This window comes from Candidatus Bipolaricaulota bacterium (assembly GCA_021159055.1).
GTDB lineage: Bacteria > Bipolaricaulota > Bipolaricaulia > UBA7950 > UBA9294 > S016-54.
In genome coordinates this window covers 1-22,446 of record JAGGSO010000132.1, presented here as the reverse complement: position 1 = coordinate 22,446, position 22,446 = coordinate 1, and the positions used below count along the sequence as shown (strand labels likewise).

Genomic DNA, 22,446 nt, shown 5'->3' with positions numbered 1-22,446 from the left:
GGATGACGAGGTTTGGGATCGCGTTCCTGATCGTCGCGCTCCTCGGCGTGGTTGCGCTCGGGCAGGAGCCGATCCTCTCCTTCTCCGCCGATCCTCCCGTGGTCCGCATCGCCCCGGGCGGGGAGGCGACGGTCCGGGTCGTCGCGGCGAACAATTCCGTCCACCCCGGGGACGACCTCACGATCGAGGTCTCCGCCCCGGACGGGCTCGTCGTAACCCCGGCGAAGGGGAGCATCAAGGAGATCGCCCCGTTCGGAAAGGGAGAGATCGAGTTCACCGTGTCCGCCGCTTCCGGCCTCGCTCCGCTGACCTACACCCTGACTCTATCGATCCTCTACACCTACTGCATCGAGGTGAGCTGCTTCCAGATCGCCGATGAGATCACCATCCCGGTGACAGTGACGACCACAGCGGCCGGCCCGGTCCATCATAAAGTCGTTCGCCGCTCTCTCCCGGCGTGGGTGATCCCGGGGATCGGGTTGCTCCTCCTTGGAGTCGGGATCGGCCTGTGGGCGAGCGGGTTCCGCCTTCCCCTTTACTTCGTTCTTTTGGTCTTCGTGGTCGGGGGATTCGTGTACGGGATCAGGCTCGGCCAGCACGAGCAGGCGCAGGGGATCGGCGCGGTGTTGTGCACCTCGTGCGTGGGGATCGAGGCAGTGCAACACGCCCCGCCCCGGCTCTCCCCGGCGGCGCGCGCCGCGCTCGGGAGGATCGACCATGAGGTCGAGCTCGTCGTGTTCTACGCCCCGTGGTGTCACACCTGTCCGTTCGCCGAGGAGATGGTGAAGGCGGCGGCGCAGGTGAACCCGCGCATAAGCTACAAGTTCGTAAATGTAGACACCGACCGCGAGATCGCCGCCGCTCACGGCGTGATTCGCAACCAGCGCACGATCGTCCCGGCGATCCTGCGGGCGGACACCGGGGCCGTGATCTTCGGGATCAGGAACCTCGAGCCACGGCTGCTCGAGCTGTTGGGGGTGGGGGGATGAGGTTCAGGTTGACGTTCGTGCGCCGGATCAGCCAGGGGTTCGGGCTCCTCCTCGGTCTGTTCGGATTCACCGGAATCGGGATGACGCACATCATCTTCCCCGGGCTCCACTGCTACGCGTGCCCACTTGCGGTCACGGTGTGCCCGATCGGGCTCGCCCAAAACTTGGTCATCTACGGGACCGTCCCCTACTTCTGGGTCGCGACGATCGTCGCCTACGGGCTCATCGCTGGGCGCGGGTTCTGCGGCTGGTTCTGTCCGTTCGGGACCCTGAACGACCTCCTCTCGTTCCGCAAGGTGCGGATCAACGGGATCGCCTCCTACTCCAAGTACGTCGTCCTCGTCGGGACGATCGTCGCCGCGTGGGCGTTCGCCGACACGATGTTCTGCAAGCTGTGCCCGGTCGGGGGGCTAGAGGCATCGATCCCCTACTTCTTCCTCGGGGTCGCCTCCATCAATCGCCCGTTCCTCGTTCACCTCGGGACCCTGGTCGCCACCCTGGCCGGGATGGCGATCATCTCCCGGTTCTGGTGCCGGTACCTGTGCCCGATGGGAGCGCTGTTGTCCCTGTTCAACCGGGTGAGCTTCCTTCACCTGAAGCTGGATACGAACCGGTGCTCCCGCTGCGGCGAGTGTGCCCGCGCCTGCCCGATGGGGCTGAAGCCGCACGAGGAATACGACACGCACAACTGCATCAAGTGCGGGGAGTGCACGACCGCCTGTCCCCTGGATGCATTAGAGCTGACGTTCTCTCCCCAGATCGAGCGCCCTAAGCCGCGGGCGAAGCGGGCCTTCCTACGGCTTGGCCGCGATGGCGATTAGGGCGACGAACAGGCTGAGCATGAGCGCCGCCCCGATCGCCAGCCCGATCTCCCCCCATCCGACCGGACGGGGAGGGGGGCTCCCGCTTCCGACCGCATAGGCGGCGACGGCCGAAGCGACAGCGGTCCCAGGCCGGTTCGGGTCCTCCAGCCGGACGAGAAAGGAGTACTCTCCGGATTTCTGCAGCACGATCGACCCGATCCGGTCCTCTCCCGGCGCGAGGTAGATCGGGGTGGGGAGGAGCGGGACGAGCCTCCCGGAGAGCTCCATCCGGGTGGATCCCGGAGCCGGCCTCCGCGCGTAGTACACGTTTCCAGCGGGGTCGACGACCTGAACGAAGATCTTGTACTCCCCACCCGTGCGCGCGGAGAGGGTCACCTCCACCTCTCCTGGGAGCCCCCCTGGGGAGAGGGTGATGCGGATCGCCTCCTCCGGCTGTGCTGGGACTGGACCAGCGGCGACCACGAACCGATCGATGGTGTAGGCCCCGAATACGCCGTGATTCAGAGTGGTGTGGACCCCGCGCGGGTCATGGACGTCCCTGTTGTAGGGATCGGTGATCGTGTACGTCGTCCCTGCTGCACCAGTGATGACGACCCAATGGCAGTTCTCGCTCTGCGTCGTCGTCCCGTGGCAATGCGCTCCCCAGTGCACTCCGGCGATCACCGGGTAGCCGCGCCCGAGGGCGCGGTCGATCTCCGCCCGCGCGGTCGATGAGATCCCGGTCGAAGCGGTGTTCTCGTATTGCCGCAGCTCGACCTGGGTGACGGCGCTCCACTCCAGGCAGCAGTCCCCGACCGGATCGGTGGAGCAGCGCCCGTATCCCCCATGGGTCCTCAGCCAGGCATTAAGGATTCCGGGATCCATCCCGAACTGCGCGCTCCCGGTGCACGACTCCGTTGCCGGGACCGCCAGCCTGATCCGGTAGTAGTCCAACACAGCGGCGAGGGATGTGATCAGGCAGCCGGCGGTCTCGATCCGGTCCGGGCATCCCCCTGTCCCCATCGGACACGCTCCCCAGTACCCGGTCGCGTCGCGGTACGCCTGGTTGAACCCGGGGATGGAGAGGGATTGGGCGAACCCGGAGAGAGAAAGGACGAGGAGAATGAAAAGGATGGCCGCCGTGCGCATCAGTCCGCGGCGCGCTCCTTGATCGCCTCGGCCGCGATCATCCCGGTGACAGCGGAGTAGACGATCCCGCGGGAGTGGCCGGAGGCGTCCCCGACGACGAAGAATCCGGGAACAGCGGTCTCCATCTCGTGCGTCACCGGGTAGCGGGTGTCGTAGAACTTGATCTCCGGGGCGTAGACCAGGGTGTTGTCCGTGGTCAGGCCGGGGATGATGTTGTCGAGTTGCTCCAACCCCTCGACCAGGTTGACCACCACCCGATCGGGGAGGGCCATCGAGATGTCTCCGGGAGTGGCATCGGTCAGGGTCGGGGTGATCGTCGCCCGCCGCAGCCGCTCCGCGGTCGAGCGCCGCCCCTGGGTCAGGTCCTTCAGCCGTTGGATGATCGGCCGTCCGCCCCCGATCGTCGTCGCCAGCTTGGCGATCGCCCGGCCGTATTCGGTCGTGTCCTCCACCGGGTCGGTGAGCTCGATGTGGGACAGAAGCGCGAAGTTCGTGTTCTCCGTCTTCAGCTTGTTCTCGGCGTGGCCGTTCACGAGCGAGAACTCCTTGTACTGCTCCCGCACCACGAACCCGCGCGGGTTGGTGCAGAATGTGCGGACCATGTCGTCGTAAGTGGGAGTGCGCACCCGAAACTTGGCGTCGTACATCACCCGCTCGATCGGGGTGTACAGCTCGGCCGGGAACTCGACCCTGACACCGACGTCGATCGGTCCGTACTCGGTCGTGATCCCGAGCCGGGTCGCCTCCTCCCGCAGCCAGTACGCCCCGGCGCGCCCCGGCGCGGCGATCAGGTAGCGCGCGGAGATCTCCTCGCGGCCGTGCAGGACGAACCGGTCATCCCGTCGCTCGATCCGTTCGATCTTGTTCTCGAGCGATGCCTCGATCCCCTGTTCCCGGAGGTGATGATAGAACCGGTCGACCACCTCCCGCACCGCCGTGGTCCCCATGTGGCGCTGGCGCCCCGGGATGAATTCGATCCCGTACCGGCTCGCCGTCTGCTTCAGCTCCCCCAGGGAAGCGGCGTCATCTCCGGAGTACTTCTCCGGCGCCCCGAACGCGGTGAAGGCGGCGTCGATCCGGTCGATGTAGCGTTGGATCTCCTCCGGGGTCCGCCCGATGCTCTCCGGATCCCCCCCGATCTTCGGGGTGAGGTTCAGCTTCCCGTCGGAGAACGCCCCTGCGCCTCCGACCCCAAACGCGATGTGAGTCCGTTTCTTCGGGTCTGCCCCCCGGTCGATGAGCACGGTCTTGAGACCGCTCTTTGCCAGGACCTCGGCCGCGAACAGCCCGGCCGGTCCCGCCCCGATGATGGCAACGTCGAATTCCTTCACAATACCTCCTCCAATCGTTCGAGACGGTCGATCTCAAGGTCAGGGCGGATCGAATCACCCGCCGCTTCCCCGTCCGTCCTCACCCAGATCGAGTGCATTCCGGCCGCCTTTGCTCCGACGACGTCCATCTCGTAGGAATTTCCGACGTAGACCGCGCCCGTGGCCGCTGCTCCCAGCTGGGAGAGGAGGAGGGAGAAGACGCGCGGGTCGGGCTTGTAGATCCCGACGTCTCCCGCGACAAGGACCGCGTCGAAGTAGCGCGTCAGTCCGAACCGCTCGATCTTCGGCCACTGCATCTCGCTCGGCCCGTTCGTGAGCAGGCCGAGCCGGTAGCGGGCCCGGAGTGAGGACAGGAGCCGAAGAGCGACCGGCTCTAGTTCCAGGGACGGGAGGCGAATCTCGACGTACGTATTCCCCAATGCGGCGGCGAGCCCGGGATCGTCGATCCCATGCTCATGGAGGAGGCGGGTCCAGATCCGCGTCCGGAACGGGATATCCGATTCACGCTGCTCTTCTTCGTGCCATAACTCGAGGTAGCGGATGGCGGCGTCCTCCGTCGGGCCGAGCACGTCGGGCGAAAGCCCGGTCCGTTCCAGGGTTGCAGCGATCGCCTCCGCGGTCCCCATCTTGTAGCGGCACAGGGTCCCATCGAGGTCGAACACGACGGTGCTGAGCCCGGTGAATTTCATCGGTTGAGAAGTCCCTCCCTCTATCTTATCCTCTAGCGAAAGCCTCTTAGCATGCGGCCAACCGGAGATGTTAGGGACGGGCGTGGCCAAAATCAAGGAGAGATGATGCGGATCATAAGCGGATCGAGGAAGGGGAGGAAGCTCGTCGATTGGGAGGATGCGGGAATTCGTCCGATGCGTGATTTCGTGCGCAGTGCACTCTACAACATCATCTCCGACCTCGTCCCCGATGCTCGTTTCCTCGATTTGTTCGCCGGGACGGGGAGCGTGGGGTTGGAGGCGCTGTCGCGCGGGGCGCGCGAGTGCGCGTTCGTCGATTCCTCCCCGGAGGCGTGCGCGATCGTCCGCCGCAACCTGGACCGGCTCGGGCTCATCCCCAAAGCGCAGGTGATCCAGGCTGATTATCAGGACGGGATCGCCCGTCTTGCCCGCCGGGGGCGGAGGTTCGACCTCGTCTTCGTCGGTCCGCCGTACGGGCGAGGGCTCGCCGCCCGCGCCCTTGCCCTCCTCGGCGTGGGGGAGATCGTCGCGAAGGGGGCGATCGTGGCGACCGAGGTGTACAAGAAGGAGGAGCTCGCCCCCGCTTACGGTGGGCTGACGCGGATCGATTCCCGCACCTACGGGGATAACACTCTCCACTTCTACGAGATGGGAGCGAAGGGCTAAATTGGGTAAGATGTGGAAAGGGAGGGGATCCAGTTGGCGGACCGATTGATACTGATCACCAACGACGATGGTGTAAACGCTCCGGGGCTGACCGCCCTCAAGCGCGAGCTCGACCGCGTGGCGCGGGTGGAGGTATACGCACCCGACAGAAATTGGTCGGCGGCGAGCCGGACGATGACGTTCCACAAGCCGCTCCGCGTCGATCGGGTGCAGCTCCTCGATGGGACGATCGGGCACGTGACGAGCGGAACGCCGTCGGATTGCGTCTCCCTCGCTCTCCTCGGCCTGCTCGACGCCCGCCCCGATCTCGTTGTCTCCGGGATCAACGCCGGGTTGAACGTCGGGCAGGATATCACCTACTCCGGGACAGTCGCCGCGGCGATGGAGGGGGTGCGGGCCGGGATCCCGTCCGTTGCCGTTTCGTTCGAGGTCGGGATCGATCCCCGCACCGATCCCGATTACAGTCTCGCCGCCCGGTTCGCCGCGAAGCTGGCCTCGTTCCTGCTGGAGAGCTCTCCCCTCCCGAAAGGGATACTGCTGAACGTCAACGTCCCCTCCGTTCCCCAGGGGAAGAAGCCGGAGGTGAAGCTCACCCGGTTGGGGGGACAGGCGTTTCGCAACTACCTCGTAACCGGGAAGGACCCACGCGGGCGGAGCTACTACTGGATCACCGGAGACCCGCTCACTGATGTTCCGCCGGAGGAGGAGGGGACCGACATCTGGGCGATCGCGAACGATCATATCTCCATCACCCCGATCCACCTCGACATGACCGAGTATTCCCTGTTGAAGAAGCTCGAGTCGTGGGAGGAGAGGTCCTGGTTCGGGGACGACTAGGCCTTGACGATCGTCCAGATTCCGATCCCGATGAACAGTCCCCCGGCCACGTAGCGGACGATCCTGAAGCCGGCTTCCGGGACGGTCCGCACTAAGAGCCAGCCCGCCCCGACGGCGATGGCGGTGGACAACAGGAGCGCCGCGCCGCCGCCGATGAAGACCGGGATCGGAGCATGGGATCGGGTCGTGAACGACAGAATCGCAAGCTGGGTCTTGTCTCCGAGCTCGGCAAGGAATACGGCGACAAACGTCGTCAGCACTATCTTGAGCATTCTACCTCCTCCCTCACTTGTCCCGCCCCCGACCGCGGATTAGACTGGAGCGGGTGACCATGATGCTCAGTCGAACCTACTACCAATACTACACGAACGTGACCTACTCTACACCAAAGGAGTGCCTTGCTCTCCACGGGAAGATCACGTCCGATCCGCGCGAGTTTCCCGATGCGGACGACTGCCCGCATCGGATCCTCGCGTTCCCGCGGCGCGAGCTCTCCTACTACCGCGAGCAGGAACGGAGGATGCGGGAGCTCGCCGCGGCGGAGCTACGGCGGCGCGATCTCTTCCACAGGGCGAAAGAGACACTCGATAGCGATCCGGATACAGCCGTCGAGCTCTTCTCTCAGGCGGCGGCGATCGAGACCTACATCCCCGAGCTGGAGCGACTGGTGGCGGAGAAGGGGGATATCCTGGCACAGGACCAGGACCTGAGGACCAGGTTGGGGAAGATCTTCTACCAGGCATACTCAGACAAGTTCGGGCGACCCCGCTACGAGCGGTTTCCCGAGCGGATGCGGCTCGCGCGGGAGAAGTACGGCCTCAACAGGATAAAGGAGCTTTTCTCCCTCCCATGACCCGCGGTCTCTCCTCGGCCCAGGAGCGGGGGCTGATCATTCTCATCGGGCTGGCGATCGTGGCGGCGGGGATTGCCATTTTCATCCCCGAGTTTCGTCGTCCGCGGATCCCGCCGCCTGTGGAGGTCATACTCCCTGACGTGCGTGTGATCGTCCCGGAGTTCCTCTCCTCCCGCCCGCGGATCGATCTGAACTCCGCCGGGGTGGAAGAGTTGACCCGTCTTCCCGGGATCGGAGAGACCCTGGCACAGCGGATCGTCGCCTATCGGCAGGAACACGGACCGTTCAGGAGCGTGGACGAACTGAAAAACGTCCCCGGGATCGGGGAGAAGACGGTGGAAGAGATAAAGGATTCCGTGAGCCTCGGCGGCCCGTGATCTATTCTCCGGTTATCGTGTACACCAGCGTGATCCCGTAGTCACCGGGCTTGAACTCGGGGTCGAGGAGAACCTTGTAGTCGATTGTGAGCTGGTAGGAACCCCGGGTCCCGCTCGCCAGCGTCTGATCCAGCTGGGAGATCGGGGTGAACTCGCCGCCGTTGGCCCGGATGAGGAAATCGGAGAGCGGCTTCACATAGGTTCCATCGTAGCTCTCCCCCATGTTCGCCTCCACGGCGTGCACCTTCACCGTCCACGGGATGTTGCTCGCCGCGACCAGGGTGAGGGCGCCGTCCTCTTCGATGAACCCGGCAGCGATCTCGGCCGGGGTGGGAGTACCAAGCTCGAAGTGCGAGGTCACGCTCGTCCCGTTCCCTTCACCGCCGAGGATGGTAAGCGATTGGAACGGGAGAACCTTCCACGATACAGTGACCGTCGCGCTTGCCGAGCTACCGGCAAACACGGGGATGGAGAAAAGGATCGTAAGAAGAAGGGAAATAACTATCCATCGTTTCATCTTCGCCTTCGGTAGTCCGGCTGCCATCTCAGGCCCGTGACTTTGCGCCCCTCACTTCCTGTTCGTGAGGTTTGCCCTTATCGGTCCGAAGTTTTTCACCTCCTTCTTTCCGACTCGCTTTGATTATTCCTCAAACCACAACTTTTTAGACACCTCCGACTGAGATTACGATGGAGAAAGAATCGGAGGCCGGGGCCTCCTCCCACGGACGGCGGTAGGAGAACGAAAGTTCGACCCTACCAGGTCCGATCGCAGCGTAGCGGAATAGGAATGTCCCACCCGCTCCGATGAGACCGCTCTCCGGGCGGTAGTTCACCCCGGGGATCGGCTCCAACACTCCAGCGGGGAGGGCATCCGGTCCCGTCCATTCGTAGCCGGTCGTCGGGTTGCCGGGAAGGGCGATCATGACCTTGTCCCCGGCCCGCAGTGGGATCGTTTTACCGTCGTCATCCTTGGTGACCAAGCGGTAGACATCGAGCCCCAGTCCGCATACCGACGCGGTGGCGCACAACCTTCCGGAGAAGCTCCCCTCCCCGGGGTGGACGATTCTCACCTCGGCGCGGAACTCCCCGAGCGAAGTGCGAATAAGGATCGTATATTCCCCGGGTGCAACCGGCGTTCCATCCGCCCGGGAGAGATCCCACATCCCGGTCCAGTCGGTGTAGGGGACCGAGTCCACCCCCTCGCGGTAGACCTCTTTCCCGGCTCGATCAACGACGCTCATGCCGGTGACGAAGATATCCCCGCACATACACGGACACGGATCGCTCCGCCTGAGCTCGAACGCGATCCTGCTTCCCTCCTCGAGTACGAACGTACCCACCGTCGCACGTACCGGACCGTCCGTGGAAGCGGAGCTCGATGCCCGCGCCTGGGCGAATCCAGACAGGGAAAACGCCGCTCCCAGCATCAATACGATCACGCTCCCGATGAAAAGCTTCTGCATTGCAATCACCTCGTTAGCAGTTACACCCCCAGAGTGCATGAGTTTCGTGGTCCAATGGTGGGGCTTGATAGCCGCCCGCGGGATAAAGGCGGAAGGATCTTTCCCTCTCCCGTTTTACCGTTATCTCTGCCGGGAACGTCATACCCCGAAAGGGGATCCTCGACTTCATCGACGTGGCCACCATGCTCCCCTGCCCCAAAGTGCGGTGTCCCGCGCTTAATCGCACTGCTTCTGGCGCATCCACCCCTTCGGATTGACTTCCTCCCGTAGGGAATGTAAAATGGAGTCTGTCGAGCGAATCTCACCGACGATCGAGTTGTTCCTACATACAGATGAAAATTTCCGCGGTGGTGCCCGCCTATAATGAAGCCGCTCGAATCGGCGCAGTACTTCGTCCGCTCGTCTCCTGTCCGCTTGTCGACGAGGTTATCGTGGTCGACGATGGGTCGGATGACGGAACAGCGGCGGTGGCGCGTCGGTTCGGAGTCAGGGTGATCGAGCTTCCGGAGAACCAGGGGAAGGCCGCCGCCCTGGATGCGGGGGTGAACGCGGCGCGGAACGACGTCCTCCTGTTCCTTGACGCCGATCTCGTCGGGCTACGCCCGGAGCACATCGAGCGGATGATCAACGCCTACGCAGACGGAGGGGTCGACATGGTGGTCGGGGTATTCGCGGACGGGCGGGTGAATACCGACATTGCACAGTTCTTCAACCCGTTCGCCTCCGGCCAGCGGGTCATCTCCAAGACCATATGGGCGCGGGCGCGGGAGAAGGTACACGAGATGGATTACGGGATCGAGATGGCCCTGTCCAAGCTCGCGGCAAAGGAGGGGTGGACGAAGGAGAAGGTGAAGCTCGATGGAGTGACGCACGTCCTCAAGGAGGAGAAGCGCGGCTTCTCTCAGGGGATACGCGAGCGGTTCAAGATGTACGGAGACATGATAAAATGGTTGATAAAGAAGCTGTGACGATAGCGATCGGCGCCGACCACGCCGGTTATCCGTTGAAACAAGCCCTGCTGGAGACGGTCCTTAAGGGTTACGACGTCATCGACCTGGGGACCGACTCCACCGCCCCGGTCGACTATCCCGACATCGCCCGCAGGGTGGCGACGGTCGTAGCCGCGGGGAAGGCGGACAAAGGGATCCTGATTTGCGGTACCGGCATCGGAATGTCGATCGCGGCGGGAAAGGTGCGGGGGATCAGGGCGGCACGGTGCACGGAGCCGTTCTCCGCCGAGCTGAGCCGGAGGCACAACGACGCTAATATCCTCTGCCTTGGGGCGCGGATCACCGGGGTCGAGCTCGCTTCCCGGACCGTGGAGGTCTGGCTGAATACCCCGTTCGAAGGGGGGAGACATGCCCGTCGGGTGGGGAAGATCGAATAATCATAGGACCTATATGACATGACCATCCAATGGATCACGTTTCTGCTCTCCGCCGCGGTGATCGTCGGGGCGGGGATCAAGCTCGCCTCGTTTGGGGAGGCACTCGGGCGGAGGACCGGGATCGGCCAGGGCTGGATCGGACTGGTCTTCCTGGCGGTGATCACCTCCATCCCCGAATTGACGACGACCGTCACCGGGGCAGCGATCGGGGCCCCGAACATTGCGGTGGGGAACGCGTTGGGGAGCAACCTGTTCAATGTGGCGATCATCGCGGTCGTCGACGTCCTCCTCCTCGGGAAAGGTCCGTTCCTGAGCAAGGTGAAGGCGTACCACACGACGAGCGGGGGGCTGGCCATCCTCCTCACCGCACTCGCCCTTGTCGGGATCCTCGTCCCGCACGAGGCGACCCTCGGGGGGATCAGCCCGGTGAGCTACCTCATCTTGATCGGGTATCTGTTCGGGGCTTACCTCCTCTATCGCATCGAACGGCGGGAGGAAGGGACCGATGCCCCGGATGAGGGGACGATGTCCCTGTCCCGCGCTCTCACCGGGTTCCTGGTCAGCGCTGCCCTGATCATCGTCGCCGGGATATTCCTCATCCGGGCGAGCAAGGCGATCGCCGACGGGACAGGGATCTCCTCCTCCCTGATCGGAGCGGTGCTGGTGGCGATCGTCACCTCGCTCCCTGAGCTCGCCACTTCGATCGGGGCGCTCAAGATCGGAGCGTACGATATGATCGTGGGAAACCTGTTTGGGTCGAACATGTTCAACATCCTCACGATCTTCTTCGCTGACCTCGCACTGCGGAAGGGGTCGATCTTCGCCGCGCTGGGGGCAGGGAGGAGCGATCAGCTCCTCGTCGGGATCATCGGGATCGGGATCACCGCGATCGCCGTCATCGGAATCGGGGCACGTTCGTCCCGCCGCATCCTCGGGATGGGAGCCGACGCGGCAGGCATCCTCCTCGGCTATCTGGCGGGAACAGCACTGATTATTGCAAGGGGAATTCATCTTTGAGGTGATAGAAAAATGGAAGTAAATGAACTGACGTTGATGGACATCGACTCTCTCCAGAAGCTGGCAGACGAAGTCGGAATCCAGAACGGAAACCACATGGGGAAGAGGGAGCTCGTACGCGCGGTGATGGAACACTTCGCCAAGCAGAACGACCTCTACTTCGAGAACGGGATCCTGGAGATCCTTCCGGACGGGTACGGGTTCCTGCGCAATGGGACGAGCCTTCCCGGGCGTAACGACATCTACGTCTCCCCGTCCCAGATCAAGCGGTTCAAGCTGCGGGATGGAGACGCGATCACCGGGCTGATCCGCGCTCCGAAGAACGATGAGCGCTACTTCGCCCTACTCAAGGTGGAGAAGATCAACGGGCTCGACCCGGAGGAGATCTACCGCCGCCCTGAGTTCCACGAGCTGACCCCGCTCCATCCGAACGAGCAGATCAAGCTTGAGCACGATCCGAACGACGTCTCGACCCGGATAATCGACCTGTTCTGCCCGATCGGGAAGGGGCAGCGGGGGTTGATCGTCTCCCCTCCGAAGGCGGGGAAGACGACCCTGTTGAAGAAGATCGCGGCCGGGATCAATGCCAACCACCCGGATATCAAGCTCCTCGTCCTCCTCGTCGACGAGCGGCCGGAGGAGGTGACCGACTTCCGCCGCTCGATCGAGAACGGGGAGGTGATCGCCGCCACCTTCGACCTCGAGCCGCGCCATCACACTCGGATCGCTGAGCTCGTCACCAACCGGGCGAAGCGGATGGTGGAGCTGGGGCAGGACGTGGTGATCCTGATGGATTCGATCACCCGGTTGGCACGGGCATACAACCTGTCCGTCTCCCCGTCCGGGAAGCTCCTCTCCGGGGGGATGGACCCGACCGCGCTGTATAAACCGAAGGAGTTCTTCGGCGCGGCGCGGAACATCGAGGAAGGGGGGAGCCTGACGATCATCGCCACCGCACTGGTCGATACCGGGAGCAAGCTCGACCAGGTGGTATTCGAGGAGTTCAAGGGGACGGGAAACATGGAGCTGGTCCTCGATCGGAACCTGTCCAACAAGCGGATCTACCCGGCGATCGACATCGAGCAGTCCGGAACGCGGAAGGAGGAGCTCCTCCTCCCGGAGAAGGTATTGAATCGGGTGTGGATTCTGCGTAAGATGATGAGTGAACTGAACGATCCACAGGCGGCGCTGGAGCTCGTGAAAAGCAAGATGGAGGCGACAAAGGATAACGAGCAGTTCCTCGAGTTGATGAACGGTGATTGAGAAGAAGCCGATCAGAAAAGACCGTGTGGCGATCGCCGTGATCTTCCTCATCGCGGTGATCCTCATCCCGATCCTCCTCACCCACTCCGGTGGGAAGGAAGCCCCGCCGGTGCAGGTGATCTCGGAGACCCCGACCACGGTCGTCGCCCCTCCGGCAACCACTCCCGCGACCGAACCGGAGACGACTGAACCGACGACCCCGACCGAACCGACTACGACTGAAACCCCAGCCGCCACGCCGACGGAGACCCCGACGTCCCCGATCATCACCTACACCGTGGCCGCGGGGGACACCCTCGCTAAGATCGGGGCGAAGCTCGGGGTGAGCGTCGACCAGCTGATGGCCGACAACCGGATCCTCTCACCCCAGTCGCTCAAGCCGGGGCAGATCCTGCACGCAGTTAAGGACGGGATCCTGCACCTGGTGAAGCCCGGTCAGACCCTGACCGATATCTCGATTACCTACTCCGTTCCCGTGGAGAAGATCACGGCGGCGAACGACATCACCGACCCGTCGAAGATCTACGCCGGCGAGGAGCTGATCATCCCCGGGGCGAGCCCTGCCCTGTGGAAGAGGGTCATCAAGCTCTCCAACGGGGTCGAGTCGCGGTTCATCTGGCCTGCTCTGGGGAAGGTCACCTCCGGGTTCGGGTGGCGGATCCACCCGGTGTACAAGGTGCGCCACTTCCACAACGGGATCGACATCGACCTCCCCGAAGGGACACCCGTCTACGCCGCCGCCCCGGGGAGGGTCTACTTCATCGGGGAGGAGGAAGGATACGGGAACGAGGCGATCCTCCAACACTCCGACGGCTACTACACCGTGTACGGGCATCTCTCCAAGTTCCTCGTCTACAAGGGGCAGTTCGTCGAAGCCGGCCAGGAGATCGCCGAATCCGGGAACACCGGGGTGTCGAGCGGCCCCCACCTCCATTTCGAGATCCGCAACGGCGACTTCCCGGTCGACCCGATCCGTTATCTTCCGTAATTGATGCACCTTCTGATCGCAGGGGGCAAGGAGCTGTCAGGGACCGTGGCGGTCGAGGGGGCGAAGAACGCCGTCCTCCCCGCATGCGCAGCCTCCCTCCTCACCGACGAGCCGGTGATCGTCCACCGCGTTCCGCCTCTGCGCGACGTGCGGACGATCATCGCCGTGATCCGCGAGCTGGGGAAGGAGGTCGAGTACTCGGACGGGACGGTGACGATCCGCCACGGTCGCCCGCTCCAGCCGAATCCGAGCCGGGAGTACGTCGAGCAGATGCGCGCCTCGTTCCTCGTCCTCGGCCCGCTCCTCGCCCGCCTCGGGCGGGCGGAGGTTCCGCTCCCCGGCGGGTGTACGATCGGCCCCCGCCCGGTCGATTACCACCTCCAGGGACTGCGGGCGCTCGGGGCTGCCGTGCGGGAAGAGGGGGACGGGACGATCGTCCTCACAGCGGAGAAGCTGCGGGGGACGCGGTTCCGCCTTCCCTACCCATCAGTAGGGGCGACCGAGCAGCTCCTGATGGCAGCGGCCCTCGCCGATGGGGACACGACGATCGAGAACGCGTCCCGTGAGCCGGAGGTCCTCGACCTCGTGGAGCTGCTGCGCGGGATGGGAGCGCGGATCGAGATGTCAGCGGACGGGTTTAATGTGGAAGGGGTCCCTGCCCTCCACGGGACGGAGCACACCGTGATCCCCGATCGGCTGGAGGCGGGGACGTACCTGATCGCCGGGGCGATCACCGAAGGGAGGGTGACGGTGGCCGATGTCCGCCCCGAGCACCTCGCTTCCCTTGCGCAGGTCCTCGGGGAGGCGGGAGCGCGGGTCGAGACGTCCGCGGACGCGGTCACGGTCGAGGGTGGGGGAAGGCTGCAGCCGGTCGCGGTGCGGACGGCTCCGTACCCAGGGTTCCCCACCGATCTCCAGCCCCCGCTCGTTTCCCTCCTATCCCTGGCGGAGGGTGAAAGCACGGTACAGGATACGGTCTTCCCGACCAGATTCGGGTACGTGGGTGAGCTCATCAGGATGGGGGCGCGAATCGCGGTCGCGGGCGGGACGGCCCGCATCACCGGAGTGAAGGGGCTGCACGGTGCCGACCTCGTCGCGCCGGACATCCGCGCCGGGGCGGCCCTCGTCCTCGCCGGGCTCGCCGCCCGTGGGGAGAGCAGTATCGCCGGGCTCGACCAGCTCGACCGCGGCTATGCCGACCTCGAGGGCAAACTAACGCGATTAGGAGCGAAGATTGAGCGAAGAGATGTCCAGTAGGATCATCGAGGACTACACCGGGAAGCGGGCGCGCGTTTTCGAGGAGGAGCGGGCGATCCTCGTTGCCGTCGGGCGGTCGGAGTGGGAGTGCACGGACTCGCTGCGTGAGCTCGAGTCCCTCGCCGGGACGGCCGGGCTGACGGTCCTTGGGCTCGTATCCCAGACACGGACCCGTCCCGACCCGGCGACCGTGATCGGAAAGGGAAAGACGGAGGAGGTGGCCGCCGCTGCCAAGGAATTGGGGGCAGACGTCCTCCTGTTCGATCGCGAGCTCACCCCGGGGCAGGCGCGCAACCTGGAGGCCCGGACGAACTGCAAGATCATCGACCGCACCCAGCTCATCTTGGACATCTTCGCCCAGCACGCGGTGACCAAAGAGGCCCGCCTTCAGGTCGAGCTGGCTCAGCTGCGTTACCTCCTCCCCCGCCTGCGCGGGTGGGGAAAGGCCCTCACCCGATTGGGGGGAGGGATCGGAACGCGCGGACCGGGAGAGACGAAGCTCGAGCTCGACCGGAAGAAGATCACCCGCCGCATCCACGCCATCAAGAAGCGGCTGGAGAAGGCACGGGCCGAGCGGGAGACGCAGCGGGCGCGGCGGGTGCGGGGGGAACTCCCCCTGATCGCGATCGTCGGCTACACCAACTCCGGGAAGTCGACCCTCCTCAACCGCCTCTGCTCCGCCGATCTGCTGGTGGAGGACAAGCTGTTCGCCACCCTATCCACCGCGGTCCGACGCGGCGAGGTCGCCCCGGGTCGGCCGGCGCTGTTCATCGACACCGTCGGATTCATCCGCGACCTCCCCCACCACCTCGTGCCGGCGTTCGCTTCCACCCTGGAGGCGGCCCAGGAGGCGGACCTGATCCTTCATGTCACCGACGCAGCGAGTCCGAACCGGGACGCGGAGCACCGCGCGGTGCGGGAGACCCTCACCGCCCAGGTCTTCACCGCTGGAACCGTCCCTCCCCCGATCCTCGACGTGCTGAACAAGTGCGATCTGGTGGAGGGAGAGAGCGGGTTTCCCGGTGGGGTATGGATCTCGGCGCGGGAGGGGACGAACATCGACCGATTGCGCGCGCGGATCAAGGAGGAGCTCGACCGCGGGCAAGAGAGGGTCCGTCTGTTCGTCCCTTATTCCGCGATCGCCCTGTTCCACCGGATGGTGGGAAAAGGGGAAGAGCTCAACTACGTCCCGGGTGGGATGGAGACGACGGTTACAATCCCTCCCGCGCTCCTTCCCCGCCTGCGCCGCGCCGGGGTCGAAATCATTTCCCCTGCCGCTTCTCCCCGGAGATGACCTCGACCTTGTCGGCGGGGAGTTCGACCCGTTCCCCGTTGTCGGTGAGGACGATGACCGTGTTGCGGAAGATGTTGTGCGAGATCACCTTCCCCTTCTTCTTCCCGTGGCTTACCCGTGCTCCGAGCCGGGGGAGGCGGGGGAGGGCTTCCTTGTAGGTTTCGTGCTCGTAGGCAAGGCAGCACATCAACCGCCCGCAGATCCCGGTGATCCGCTCCGGAGACACGAACAGCTCTTGGTCGTAGGCGATCTCCATCGGGATGGAGCGCGGCTCCCGCAGGAAGGCATGGCAGCACACAGGCCGGCCACAGCGCCCGATCCCGCCCTTGATCTTCGCTTCGTCGCGCGCCCCCATCTGGCGCAGGTCGATCCGCACCCCAAACAGCCCGGCGAGTTCGCGCAGGAGTGCGCGGAAGTCAACCCGGTGGGGAGCGGTGAAGTAGATGCGCAGCTGTGCGCGGTCGAGGGTATACTCCGCGGCGACGAGGTGCATCGGAAGGCCGTGGCGGTTCACCACCTCCCGGGCGGAGGAGAGAACCTGCTCGGACTCGGCCAGGTTGCGGGAATGGGTCTCAATGTCGCGGGGAGTTGCGATCCGCACCACCCGCTCCAGCTGCCCGCTGAGCCCGCTTCCGGCATCGAGTACGTTCAGCACCTCCCCGAGCCGGAGGCCGTTATGGTCGACCACGCACTTGTCCCCGGGAGAGAGCTCGATCCCGGATGCGTGGAAGTACTCGCTCGACCGGGTCAAATCGTACACCCGCACGAGGACGATCCGATCCCCATCCATCATCCCTCACCTCCGCATTGGAGGAAGAACGAGAGTAGTACCGCCTCCGTCGAAGTGTACCCCTCGAGCGCCCGCCGTGCCTTCTCCGCCTCGCGTGCGAGCGCGACCACGTCGGCCCGCGCCAGGCGGTCGATCCCCGGATGAGGGGGGAACAGGGACTCCCTCCGCCGGGCCGCGGCGAACAACACCCGCGTAGTCCGCGCGAGGAAGACGAGTCCCGCCGCCCGCCCGAAGCCCGCGATCCCGCGGGCGGCTGCGACCGCCGCCGTCGGCCCGCGCGCGTCCACCTCCGTCAGGATCCGGATCGTCCCCTCGTAGCCAGGGATCGGGGCCTCTCCCACGGCGAGGGAGGCAGCAGTCTTGAGGTCGGCTCCGTCCAGTTCAGCCCGCGCCGTCTCGATAGCGGCGGACACGTCCACCCGGTTCTCCAGGAACGGAGCGAGCTCCTCCCCGGAGAGGAGGCCGATGAGGTAGGGGATCACCCGCTCATCGTACCCGAGCGCCCCGAGTCGGGCGGCGAGCTCGTCCGGGGATGGTGAGGGAAGGCGGACGATCCGTCCCCGGGAGCGGATCGTGGGGAGGAGGTCCTGCGCCTCCCCGACGAGGATGAGGAACGAGAGATCGCGGCTCGGCTCCTCCAACACCTTGAGCAGGGCGTTCTCCGCCTCGGGGGTGAGGGCCTCTCCGCGCGGGATCAGGCACACCTTTCTCACTCCCTCCACCGGGGCGAACTGTCCGGCCCGGATCACCTCCCGCACCTGCTCGATCCCGATCCGCTCCTTCCCCTTCATCGGAGAAAGCTCGATCAGGTCAGGATGTGCCCCGCGCGCGATCCGCTCGGGTTCGCCCCCGATCAGTCCGGCGGCGAGGCGCCGGCCCGTCTCGAGGCGCGGAATCCCGGGGGGGACGATGACTATCGTGGCCCCAGGAGATGCGGTTGTGCATTGCGTCTTCATGGGAAGAAGGGTACCACAAACTCCTCCCCCCTGCTAGAGGATCCGCTCCTCGATGAAGTCGGCGATTCCCTCCGGATCGCGGGGGGATAGGACCTCCACCCCATCGGGGAGGGCGACGTGCGCAGCGGTGATCACTCCGATGACCTCGATCTCCCCGGCGAGGGGCTCGGTGCGCAGCGCGCGGGATGGACGGAAGACCTCGAGCTTGGGGAACGGTCCGTGCTTCATCCCCTCGATCAACACGAGGTCGACCCCGGCGAACGCCCGCTCGATCGTCTCCGCGATATCTCCGGCCGGATCGAAGAACAGCGCTGCTCCGTCCTCCCCGATCAGGAGGGTCCTCTCCGCTCCCGCCTCCCGGTGGCGGGCCGAGTCGGCGTTCGGGTCTTCCTGGATCAGGGTGTGGGGGGCGTGCTTCACCGTCCCCACCCGGTAGCCGCGGGCCTGGAGGATCGGGATCAGCTCCTCGATCAGGCGCGTCTTTCCCGTATTCTTGTGCCCGATGATCGAGACCGCTCTCACCGCTCGATCACCCCGATGAGATCGTCAAGACCGAGCCGGCGCAGTGTCGCGTCGGTCGGGCCGTAGCGGTCGTAGCCGCGGGCTTTGTAGTAGTCGGCGATCGCCTTCTTCAACTCGTCCGGATCGACCGGCCGACCGGCGCTCGCCCCGCGGGGAAGCGGCGCGTGGAACCGCCGCGGCAGCCCGTCCCGGTCGGTCGTGTACCCGGCCCGGGCAGCGTGCAGGCGCATCAGGGCGTAGTTCCGCTCCCCGACTTCGAGCATCCCCTGCGGTGTCAGCTCGATCCCGGTCGCCGCAGCGAGCAGGGATCTGACCTGGGGAAAATTATAACGATCACCGGTCTCATGGACAGTGAACGCGCACAGGACGAGCGAGTTCACGAACGAGCGCAGGTCCTCGTAGATCTTTCCGATCACAGGCTTGTCGAGGAGGGTGAACCGGTCGTAGGCCCGGTCGATCCCGAGCTCCGGGGTAGGGGAATCGATCTCGAGCATCGTGTCGTGGATCCCCTCCATGTGCGTCGCCCCGCGCGGGCTCGTAGCGTAAGACAGGCCGAGGGCCTGCTTCCCCCGCGGCTCGTGCATCGGGACCTCGACCCCTTTTATCGTCATCGCGAAATCGGCCCCGAGCTCGGAAGCGAAGCCTTCGAGGCCGTCGGCGATCCGATCACCGATCCCCTCGCGTCGGGCGATCTTCTCCACGAGCTCGATGATCTTCTCCCCGTCCCCCCACGGGATCCGGGCCTCGATCAACCCCTTCTCCGAGGCCTCCATCAGGAACGCGATCGCCACTCCGGCCGAGATTGTATCCAGCCCATAGTCGTTGCACAGCTGATTGGCGAAAGCGATGACGCGCAGGTCGTCGTTCATGCACAGGGAGCCGAACGCGGCCGTCGTCTCGTACTCCGGCCCGCCGAACAGGGGATCGACCTTCCTCCCGGCGAACTCCGCTGCCACGACCCGCTTGCACCGGATCGGACACCCGGCGCACGTCTCGCGGTCGACGAGGATCGTGTCATGGAGGCGTTCTCCCCCGATCTCCTCTGCCCGGTCGAACGTCCCCTCCTGGAAGTTCTTCGTCGGGAGGATCCCGTGCTCGGAGAGCCAGGTGAGTCCGCCAACTGTCCCGTACTCTCCGAAGTCCCGTGCCGCCTTGTCGAACATCGCGCGGACGTAGGCGGTACGCTCCGACTGGAACCTAGCCCGGTCGTGGAGCGGTTTATCCTCCGTCCCGTGGACGATGATCGCCTTCAGGTTCTTCGATCCCATCACCGCGCCGAGCCCGGGACGGCCAGCGGAACGGGTTACATCGTGCATGATGCACGCCATTTGCACGAGGTTCTCACCGGCGATCCCGATCGCGGCGACCCGGCCTCCGGGGTGGCGATTGCGGAGGGTCCGGTCCGTCTCCCCCACCCCTTTTCCCCACAGGTCATCCGCACGGTGGATCTCGGCCTTCCCGTCGATCAGGGAGATGTAGACCGGCGTATCGGCCCTTCCCCGCACGATGATCCCATCGTACCCGCTCCGGCCGAGCTCGTGGCCGAAGTAGCCGCCGACGTAGGAATCGGCGACCGATCGGGTCTTCGGGGATAGCGCGAGGACCGCGTGCCGCCCTGCCCCCATCAGTCCGGTCCCTTGAAACGGACCGGTGGCGAAGACGAGGATGTTCTCCGGCGAGAGGGGATCCTCCTTCCCGGTCAGCTCCGCAAGCAGAATCCGCGCTCCGATCCCCTTCCCCCCGAGGTGGAGATCGTACCACCGGGCCGGGACCGCGTACTCCTGAATCCTTCCCGCACTGAGGTCGACGTCGAGATATCTTCCAAACGCTGCCCGCATAGATCCCTCCTTCCCCACCATTTTATGGGCAGTCCATCCCCGGTGCCAGGTTGCGCCCGTTCCCGGTTTTCTGATAATTTAGTGAAAATTAAACTGAGGGGTGTGCAGATGAGAACGCTATCCTCCGTCCTGTCCGAAACCGCAGCGAGGTTCCCCGACCGTCATGCGATCCGCTATCAGGGCGAGACGATAACCTACCGCGAGCTCGACGCCCGGGTCGACCGGCTCGCCCGCGGCCTGATCGAGCTCGGAGTGGAGAAGGGGGACAAGGTCGGACTGTGGATGCCGAACATTCCCGAGTGGGTGATCGCCTACTTCGCGATCGCGCGGATCGGGGCGGTAGTCGTCCCGATGAACACCCGCTACAAGCCCCACGAGGTAAGCTACATCCTGGGAAACTCCGAGGCGACCGCCCTGTTCATGGTCGACTCGTTCGTCGGGATCGATTACCTCAAGATGATCGATGAGGTGCGAAAGGATCTTCCTGGCCTGAAGAACGTGATCGTCCACGGGAGGACCGGTGAGGGAATGCACGAATTCGCCGCGGTCGAGGACCTGGGGGAAAAGCTCCTTGGGGACGGGGTGCTCGAGGCGCGGGAGCAGGCGTGCGATCCGTTGGAGAACGTGTTCATCCTCTACACCTCGGGCACGACCGGAAACCCGAAGGGGGCGATGCTCTCCCACCACAACATCGCGAAGAACGCCGAGCAGGTGACCGAGGTCCTGCACACGACCGAGAAGGACGTCTTCCTCCTCGCCGTCCCGTTCTTCCACTGCTTCGGCTGCGTCATGGGAATCACCGGCGCTGTCACCTGGGGGGCGAGCATCGTCCCGATGCCGGTGTTCAAAGCGAAGGAGGCGCTCGAGCTGGTCGAACAGGAGAAGGTTACGATCCTCTACGGGGTCCCGACGATGTTCGTCCTCGAGCTCGAGGAGTACCGGAAGGGGAAGGAGGACGGCTCATCCTACGACGTATCGTCGCTTCGCACCGGGATCATGGCCGGAGCGCCGTGCCCGGTTGAGGTGATGCGCGGGACGATGGAGGAGCTCGGGTGCAACGTCTCGATCGCCTACGGCCTGACCGAGGCCTCGCCCGTCATCACCATGACCCGGTTCGACGACTCGCTCGAACGGCGGGTGGAGACGGTCGGGCGGCCGCTTCCCGGGATCGAGGTCCGGATCGTCGACGACGATCACAACCCGCTTCCGCCCGGGGAGATGGGCGAGCTCGCCTGCCGCGGGTACAACGTGATGATGGGCTACTACAAGATGCCGGAGGTGACCGCCGAGGCGATAGACTCCGAGGGGTGGCTCTACTCCGGCGACCTTGCTACGATGGACGAGGAGGGGTACGTCAGGATCGTCGGGCGGAAGAAGGACATGCTGATCACCGGCGGGTTCAACGTCTATCCGGCCGAGATCGAGGAGTACCTGTTCACCCATCCCAAGGTGCAGAACGTCTCTGTCGTCGGGGTGCCGGACGATGTAATGGGCGAGGTGGCGATCGCCTACATCATCCCGCGGGAGGGGGTCTCGATCGACCCGCAGGAGATCGTCGACTACTGCGCTGGCAAGATCGCGAACTTCAAGGTCCCCCGCTACGTCGAGATCGTCGACGAGTTCCCGATGACCCAATCCGGCAAGATCCAAAAGTTCCGCCTCCGCGAGATGGCGAGGGAGGCACTGGAAGCAGGGAAGCTCACCAAACTCAAGCCGAGCAAGGGCTAAGGGGGGCGTTGGAGACCTCGTATTGTCACCAGGATACACTGGTATTGGGCAAGCGTTGCCTTAAAGCCTTCAGCCCTGCGTCGGTGACCTGGGTCTTCGCTAGATCCAAGAAAAACAAGTTTGTGAGCTTCTCCAAGTGGACGAGCCCTGCGTCGGTGATCTGGGTCCCGCTTAGGTGCAAGAACCACAAGTTCGTGAGCTTCTCTAGGTGGACGAGCCCTGCGTCGGTGATCTGGGTCCCGCTTAGGT

25 protein-coding genes and 1 riboswitch are annotated in these 22,446 nt (G+C 64.8%); of the genes, 14 read left to right on the top strand and 11 right to left on the bottom strand.

Features of this window, described 5'->3' with window-relative positions; translation table 11 throughout:
- The first annotated feature begins 2 nt into the window (after positions 1–2).
- Positions 3–989: a hypothetical protein gene (locus tag J7J55_06790; GenBank protein MCD6142405.1), complete on the top strand. Its 987-nt coding sequence runs from the start codon at positions 3–5 to the stop codon at positions 987–989.
- A complete protein-coding gene (locus J7J55_06785) occupies positions 986–1,810 on the top strand; it encodes a 4Fe-4S binding protein (protein MCD6142404.1) in 825 nt (274 codons plus the stop codon). Before J7J55_06790 ends, J7J55_06785 begins: the two co-directional genes overlap by 4 nt.
- Here the strand turns inward: J7J55_06785 and J7J55_06780 are convergent.
- The 3 genes from J7J55_06780 to J7J55_06770 are packed head-to-tail and all read right to left on the bottom strand — an operon-like array spanning position 1,784 to position 4,961.
- The gene (locus J7J55_06780) at positions 1,784–2,941 is read right to left on the bottom strand and encodes a C39 family peptidase (GenBank protein ID MCD6142403.1); all 1,158 of its coding nucleotides are present in this window, start codon (positions 2,939–2,941) and stop codon (positions 1,784–1,786) included. The two genes, J7J55_06785 and J7J55_06780, sit on opposite strands and share 27 nt — an antisense overlap.
- On the bottom strand, positions 2,941–4,272 hold the full coding sequence (locus J7J55_06775; protein ID MCD6142402.1) for an FAD-dependent oxidoreductase: 1,332 nt from the start codon (positions 4,270–4,272) through the stop codon (positions 2,941–2,943). Before J7J55_06775 ends, J7J55_06780 begins: the two co-directional genes overlap by 1 nt.
- Positions 4,269–4,961, bottom strand: coding sequence for an HAD family hydrolase (locus tag J7J55_06770; protein ID MCD6142401.1), 693 nt, complete (start codon positions 4,959–4,961; stop codon positions 4,269–4,271). The genes J7J55_06775 and J7J55_06770 overlap by 4 nt, the downstream gene beginning before the upstream one ends.
- A 105-nt stretch (positions 4,962–5,066) precedes the next feature.
- Between J7J55_06770 and rsmD the strand changes: the two genes are divergently transcribed.
- Both rsmD and surE read left to right on the top strand, forming a co-directional pair.
- On the top strand, positions 5,067–5,627 hold the full coding sequence (gene rsmD, locus J7J55_06765) for a 16S rRNA (guanine(966)-N(2))-methyltransferase RsmD (protein ID MCD6142400.1): 561 nt from the start codon (positions 5,067–5,069) through the stop codon (positions 5,625–5,627).
- 45 nt (positions 5,628–5,672) lie between these two features.
- Positions 5,673–6,464, top strand: coding sequence for a 5'/3'-nucleotidase SurE (gene surE / locus J7J55_06760; GenBank protein ID MCD6142399.1), 792 nt, complete (start codon positions 5,673–5,675; stop codon positions 6,462–6,464).
- On the opposite strand, the gene J7J55_06755 is transcribed toward surE, so the two are convergent.
- Entirely contained in the window at positions 6,461–6,736 is a 276-nt protein-coding gene (locus J7J55_06755; protein MCD6142398.1) for a TMEM165/GDT1 family protein, read from the bottom strand. The two genes, surE and J7J55_06755, sit on opposite strands and share 4 nt — an antisense overlap.
- Positions 6,737–6,795: 59 nt before the next feature.
- Here J7J55_06755 and J7J55_06750 point away from each other — a divergent pair, with 59 nt between their 5' ends.
- On the top strand, positions 6,796–7,317 hold the full coding sequence (locus tag J7J55_06750) for a hypothetical protein (GenBank protein ID MCD6142397.1): 522 nt from the start codon (positions 6,796–6,798) through the stop codon (positions 7,315–7,317).
- Positions 7,314–7,694, top strand: a complete 381-nt coding sequence (locus J7J55_06745) for a helix-hairpin-helix domain-containing protein (protein MCD6142396.1) — start codon at positions 7,314–7,316, stop codon at positions 7,692–7,694. Before J7J55_06750 ends, J7J55_06745 begins: the two co-directional genes overlap by 4 nt.
- 1 nt (position 7,695) lies before the next feature.
- Here J7J55_06745 and J7J55_06740 read toward each other — a convergent pair whose 3' ends face one another.
- Complete coding sequence (locus tag J7J55_06740; GenBank protein MCD6142395.1) at positions 7,696–8,211, bottom strand: hypothetical protein; 516 nt, start codon at positions 8,209–8,211, stop codon at positions 7,696–7,698.
- Positions 8,212–8,218: 7 nt separating this feature from the next.
- Positions 8,219–8,297, bottom strand: a riboswitch (cyclic di-GMP riboswitch).
- Between the two features lie 59 nt (positions 8,298–8,356).
- Positions 8,357–9,157 (bottom strand): protease inhibitor I42 family protein, encoded by an 801-nt coding sequence (locus tag J7J55_06735; protein MCD6142394.1) that lies wholly within the window; start codon positions 9,155–9,157, stop codon positions 8,357–8,359.
- Between the two features lie 332 nt (positions 9,158–9,489).
- Here J7J55_06735 and J7J55_06730 point away from each other — a divergent pair, with 332 nt between their 5' ends.
- Genes J7J55_06730 through hflX form a run of 7 tightly spaced genes read left to right on the top strand, consistent with a single transcriptional unit; the run spans position 9,490 to position 16,363 of the window.
- The gene (locus J7J55_06730) at positions 9,490–10,125 is read left to right on the top strand and encodes a glycosyltransferase family 2 protein (protein ID MCD6142393.1); all 636 of its coding nucleotides are present in this window, start codon (positions 9,490–9,492) and stop codon (positions 10,123–10,125) included.
- A complete protein-coding gene (gene rpiB / locus J7J55_06725; GenBank protein ID MCD6142392.1) occupies positions 10,104–10,544 on the top strand; it encodes a ribose 5-phosphate isomerase B in 441 nt (146 codons plus the stop codon). Before J7J55_06730 ends, rpiB begins: the two co-directional genes overlap by 22 nt.
- 18 nt (positions 10,545–10,562) lie before the next feature.
- Entirely contained in the window at positions 10,563–11,561 is a 999-nt protein-coding gene (locus J7J55_06720; protein MCD6142391.1) for a sodium:calcium antiporter, read from the top strand.
- A 12-nt stretch (positions 11,562–11,573) separates the two neighbouring features.
- Entirely contained in the window at positions 11,574–12,824 is a 1,251-nt protein-coding gene (rho, locus tag J7J55_06715) for a transcription termination factor Rho (GenBank protein MCD6142390.1), read from the top strand.
- On the top strand, positions 12,817–13,812 hold the full coding sequence (locus J7J55_06710; GenBank protein ID MCD6142389.1) for a M23 family metallopeptidase: 996 nt from the start codon (positions 12,817–12,819) through the stop codon (positions 13,810–13,812). The genes rho and J7J55_06710 overlap by 8 nt, the downstream gene beginning before the upstream one ends.
- Positions 13,813–15,069: a UDP-N-acetylglucosamine 1-carboxyvinyltransferase gene (gene murA, locus J7J55_06705; protein ID MCD6142388.1), complete on the top strand. Its 1,257-nt coding sequence runs from the start codon at positions 13,813–13,815 to the stop codon at positions 15,067–15,069.
- Positions 15,059–16,363 (top strand): GTPase HflX, encoded by a 1,305-nt coding sequence (hflX, locus tag J7J55_06700; protein MCD6142387.1) that lies wholly within the window; start codon positions 15,059–15,061, stop codon positions 16,361–16,363. The genes murA and hflX overlap by 11 nt, the downstream gene beginning before the upstream one ends.
- Here hflX and J7J55_06695 read toward each other — a convergent pair.
- From J7J55_06695 to J7J55_06680, 4 genes are read right to left on the bottom strand one after another with little or no spacing between them, the layout of a single operon-like run.
- Complete coding sequence (locus J7J55_06695; protein MCD6142386.1) at positions 16,332–17,156, bottom strand: stage 0 sporulation protein; 825 nt, start codon at positions 17,154–17,156, stop codon at positions 16,332–16,334. The two genes, hflX and J7J55_06695, sit on opposite strands and share 32 nt — an antisense overlap.
- Positions 17,153–18,109: a hypothetical protein gene (locus J7J55_06690; GenBank protein ID MCD6142385.1), complete on the bottom strand. Its 957-nt coding sequence runs from the start codon at positions 18,107–18,109 to the stop codon at positions 17,153–17,155. Before J7J55_06690 ends, J7J55_06695 begins: the two co-directional genes overlap by 4 nt.
- Positions 18,110–18,142: 33 nt before the next feature.
- Positions 18,143–18,631 (bottom strand): molybdopterin-guanine dinucleotide biosynthesis protein B, encoded by a 489-nt coding sequence (gene mobB / locus J7J55_06685; GenBank protein MCD6142384.1) that lies wholly within the window; start codon positions 18,629–18,631, stop codon positions 18,143–18,145.
- Positions 18,628–20,469 carry an aldehyde ferredoxin oxidoreductase family protein gene (locus tag J7J55_06680; GenBank protein MCD6142383.1) on the bottom strand — a complete coding sequence of 614 codons (1,842 nt, stop codon included), beginning with the start codon at positions 20,467–20,469 and terminating at the stop codon, positions 18,628–18,630. Before J7J55_06680 ends, mobB begins: the two co-directional genes overlap by 4 nt.
- 102 nt (positions 20,470–20,571) lie before the next feature.
- Between J7J55_06680 and J7J55_06675 the strand changes: the two genes are divergently transcribed.
- Positions 20,572–22,197, top strand: coding sequence for a long-chain-fatty-acid--CoA ligase (locus J7J55_06675; GenBank protein MCD6142382.1), 1,626 nt, complete (start codon positions 20,572–20,574; stop codon positions 22,195–22,197).
- 25 nt (positions 22,198–22,222) lie between these two features.
- Here the strand turns inward: J7J55_06675 and J7J55_06670 are convergent.
- A partial coding sequence (locus J7J55_06670; protein MCD6142381.1) for a hypothetical protein occupies positions 22,223–22,446 on the bottom strand: 224 nt, incomplete at its 5' end.

Excerpts from the sequence above, each read along its gene's own strand:
- J7J55_06780 (MCD6142403.1), bottom strand. The coding sequence starts at position 2,941 with ATGCGCACGGCGGCCATCCTTTTCATTCTCCTCGTCCTTTCTCTCTCC.
- J7J55_06790 (MCD6142405.1), top strand. The coding sequence starts at position 3 with ATGACGAGGTTTGGGATCGCGTTCCTGATCGTCGCGCTCCTCGGCGTG.
- J7J55_06735 (MCD6142394.1), bottom strand. The coding sequence starts at position 9,157 with ATGCAGAAGCTTTTCATCGGGAGCGTGATCGTATTGATGCTGGGAGCG.
- rsmD (MCD6142400.1), top strand. The coding sequence starts at position 5,067 with ATGCGGATCATAAGCGGATCGAGGAAGGGGAGGAAGCTCGTCGATTGG.
- J7J55_06680 (MCD6142383.1), bottom strand. The coding sequence starts at position 20,469 with ATGCGGGCAGCGTTTGGAAGATATCTCGACGTCGACCTCAGTGCGGGA.
- hflX (MCD6142387.1), top strand. The coding sequence starts at position 15,059 with ATGTCCAGTAGGATCATCGAGGACTACACCGGGAAGCGGGCGCGCGTT.
- J7J55_06730 (MCD6142393.1), top strand. The coding sequence starts at position 9,490 with ATGAAAATTTCCGCGGTGGTGCCCGCCTATAATGAAGCCGCTCGAATC.
- rpiB (MCD6142392.1), top strand. The coding sequence starts at position 10,104 with ATGGTTGATAAAGAAGCTGTGACGATAGCGATCGGCGCCGACCACGCC.
- J7J55_06745 (MCD6142396.1), top strand. The coding sequence starts at position 7,314 with ATGACCCGCGGTCTCTCCTCGGCCCAGGAGCGGGGGCTGATCATTCTC.
- J7J55_06770 (MCD6142401.1), bottom strand. The coding sequence starts at position 4,961 with ATGAAATTCACCGGGCTCAGCACCGTCGTGTTCGACCTCGATGGGACC.
- J7J55_06750 (MCD6142397.1), top strand. The coding sequence starts at position 6,796 with ATGATGCTCAGTCGAACCTACTACCAATACTACACGAACGTGACCTAC.
- J7J55_06690 (MCD6142385.1), bottom strand. The coding sequence starts at position 18,109 with ATGAAGACGCAATGCACAACCGCATCTCCTGGGGCCACGATAGTCATC.
- rho (MCD6142390.1), top strand. The coding sequence starts at position 11,574 with ATGGAAGTAAATGAACTGACGTTGATGGACATCGACTCTCTCCAGAAG.
- J7J55_06755 (MCD6142398.1), bottom strand. The coding sequence starts at position 6,736 with ATGCTCAAGATAGTGCTGACGACGTTTGTCGCCGTATTCCTTGCCGAG.
- J7J55_06720 (MCD6142391.1), top strand. The coding sequence starts at position 10,563 with ATGACCATCCAATGGATCACGTTTCTGCTCTCCGCCGCGGTGATCGTC.
- J7J55_06785 (MCD6142404.1), top strand. The coding sequence starts at position 986 with ATGAGGTTCAGGTTGACGTTCGTGCGCCGGATCAGCCAGGGGTTCGGG.
- J7J55_06740 (MCD6142395.1), bottom strand. The coding sequence starts at position 8,211 with ATGAAACGATGGATAGTTATTTCCCTTCTTCTTACGATCCTTTTCTCC.
- J7J55_06695 (MCD6142386.1), bottom strand. The coding sequence starts at position 17,156 with ATGATGGATGGGGATCGGATCGTCCTCGTGCGGGTGTACGATTTGACC.